General features: G+C 44.5%; 2 protein-coding genes. Both read left to right on the top strand.

All coding sequences use genetic code 11. The annotated features are described in order from the left end of the window. Positions 1-319 precede the first annotated feature (319 nt). Positions 320-913: a response regulator gene (locus NTW12_03540; GenBank protein ID MCX5845418.1), complete on the top strand. Its 594-nt coding sequence runs from the start codon at positions 320-322 to the stop codon at positions 911-913. Positions 914-1,106: 193 nt separating this feature from the next. Further along, positions 1,107-2,926, top strand: a 1,820-nt coding sequence (locus tag NTW12_03535) for a PAS domain S-box protein (protein MCX5845417.1), incomplete at its 3' end; no start/stop codon positions are given.

The raw sequence follows: 2,926 nt of genomic DNA, 5'->3' as shown, positions 1-2,926 counted from the left end.
CAATGCCGGTAAAGCGCATAAGGTAGCATTGACCGCTTGTATGCGCAAGCTGCTCACAATCTTGAACGCTATGGTTAAAAATAATTCTCATTGGTCACCGGTTTGTCCGGCAAACTCTTGACAATCAAGACAGTTGCTACGATGGTCTGGGATATCAATAGGTTTGGATAATTGTTGATTCTAGGCTGGTACTTAAACTACTTGATTTTTACATAGTTTACATATATAGTTGCGCCAGCTTCCACAGAAAAACGCTTACGACTCGATATCAGGGATAAGCTGCACAGAACCTTCGAATAATAGGAGGCCCAGAAGTAAGATGGACGCTCCGGAAAAAAGGACGATTCTCCTTGTCGAAGACGAGATATCCTTCAGAACCATATACCAAGATATGCTCGACAGCGGCGGCTTTCAAGTTTTAGCAGCCGCAGATGGCGAGGCCGGATTGCAGATGGCTCTATCGCAAAAACCGGACCTGGTACTGCTTGACTTGAACTTACCCAAGCTTCACGGATTCGAAGTGCTAAAGAGTATCAGGGAGAACAAAACAACAAACGGCATGCCTGTTATCATATTGACCGTACAGGGGTCAGATAAAGATATCAAAAAGGGATCCGAACTTGGCGCGACAGACTACCTGATAAAAGGGATGTGCACGCCTATGGAAACTTTCAAAAGGATAAATGCAGCGCTTTCGGCAGCGAAACCGAAAATAACAAAATATAAAATTGAAGTAAAAGAAAGGCTCCTCGACGGAATAGCATTAGAGCAAGAGGTCGGCTTGGGCTTATACTATAACTGTCCCAGTTGCAGAATGGAAGTATATCTGGAACTGACCCCCGATGCAGTAAAAGAGGACAAGCATTTTTTCTCAGCCCGCTTTGTTTGCCCCCATTGCCAAAAACAGTTCTAAGTACTTAGTTTACAAAAAGTTTATAAATAATATATAATTACTGAAAATTATAAAGTATAATCTATCTGATATATTTTTTGAACTGTAATCCGTATCCTTATTATGGCTTGACTTATGTTTAAGTAAGTAGTAGAAGTGTAGCAAAATATACAAATATCATTAGGTCGGCCCCACACCTCTCGAGGTTCAGTGAATGGATAAAGACAAAACAAAAAAGAAACCCCTCAAGAAGCTGGCTGATGCAGCTAAGAACGTCTCTAACCATAAAGTAGAGATTGTTAAACGCAACGGAGATGACAAAAAGCCAAATGTCAGCCAGGCGGAGTTAGAAAAGAAACTTGATCAATTCCTTGCATTGCAAAGAGCGTGTACAACCATTCACGGCACAATGGCTTTAAGAGACATACTGACAAAAGTTGCCGAAGTTACTGTTAACATCCTAGGATACGATCACTCCTTTGTAATAGCATTCGATGAAGATAAAAATATCCCGCCAGAAACGGCCTTCTTCAGTAAATCAGGGCTGGAACTGGCAAAAGATGTGGAAACATCCGTGAAACAAACACTGAAAGCTGCCGGCACACAGGAAAAGGCAGAGGCATTGGACGTTAAATCAACGAGTATAACAGACAGCCAAGATGTTGAAGGTGAGTCCTCGTCTTCCTCTGAATATAATGCCGTACAGGAGATGCTCGGCTCTAAAAGTATGATCTCTATGCCCCTCACAGCAAGAGACCGCCTTTTAGGCAATGTACTGGCTTTCACCAGTCGCAAGGAGATTCTCGAAACAGAGGAGCAGCCCCTGTGGATTCTAGCCAATCAGACTGCGATCGCAATAGATAAAGTCCGTCTCTATGATGAGGCCTTAGTTAATACACAAAAGCTGCGCGAGTCCCGTGAGATGTCACGGATAACCCTGGAAAACGCTGTTACGGGCGTGAGCATTGTACAGGGCGGCAAGTTCCAATATGCGAACCCTATTTTTGAAGAAATGCTGGGGTATTCCAGTCAAGAGCTGATAGGCAAACCTACCGCTGATTATATACATCCGGATGACAGGGAACGGGTCGTTCAAGAAGCTATCGCCAGCCTTAAGGGAAACTTGAAGTCCCTCCACGAATTCAGGCTCATTAAAAGGGACGGGGGTATCGTCTGGGTTCTGGAGAAAGTAGTTTCCATTAAATTTAAAGCGAAGCGGGCAGCTCTAGCAATCGCCCTGGATGTCACCGAGCTCAAACGCGTGGAGCAGGCGCTGCGGGGATCGGAAGAAAAATTAAAAATAGTCTTTGACTCTATAAAGGATGGTATCGTTGTCACCGATTCAAAGATTAATATGCTACAAGTCAACGAAGCGGCAAGACGCATGTCCGGATATGCTACCAAGGAAGATATGATAGGACGGAATGCGCTTGATTTCATTACTATCGAAGATATGGAAAAAGCCCTGAAACCATTGAATGAAGCGACTAAAGGGAAAGGGCGCCCCATCGACTGGGGCGACTTTAAATTGCGCAGCAAACTTGGGGAGGAATTCGAATCAGAGATTGGTGTAAGCACCCTGCACGATGCAGACGGGAACATCACCGGCTTTGTCACAATAATACACGACATCACAGAGCGTAAACGCATGATGAGCCAACTCAGGGAATCAGAAGCAAAACTGCGATTTATGTTCGAATCTATCGGAGAGGGGATCGTTGTTACCGACCTCAGTGGAAAAGTTATTGATGAGAACCAGGCCGGATTGCAGATGTTCGGATACAACAGCAAAGAGGAGGTCATCGGCCTGGACGGTTTGTCAGTCATCACAGAGAAAGACCGCGAAGGGGCAACATTATCCTTAATGAAACAGCTGGAACAAAACGAGGCCAGTCCAAAGGAATTTACACTGACAACAAAGAATGGAGAAGAGTTCGATGGAGAAATCAGCACCACAATAGTGCGCGACAGTGCCGGGAATCCGTCTGGACTTATAAGCATAATACGAGATATAACAGCCCGGAAAAAAATGGA

Source organism: Deltaproteobacteria bacterium (assembly GCA_026388545.1).
Lineage (GTDB): Bacteria > Desulfobacterota > Syntrophia > Syntrophales > UBA2185 > JAPLJS01.
The sequence above is the reverse complement of the archived record's forward strand: the minus strand, read 5'-3'. Positions and strand labels throughout refer to the sequence as shown.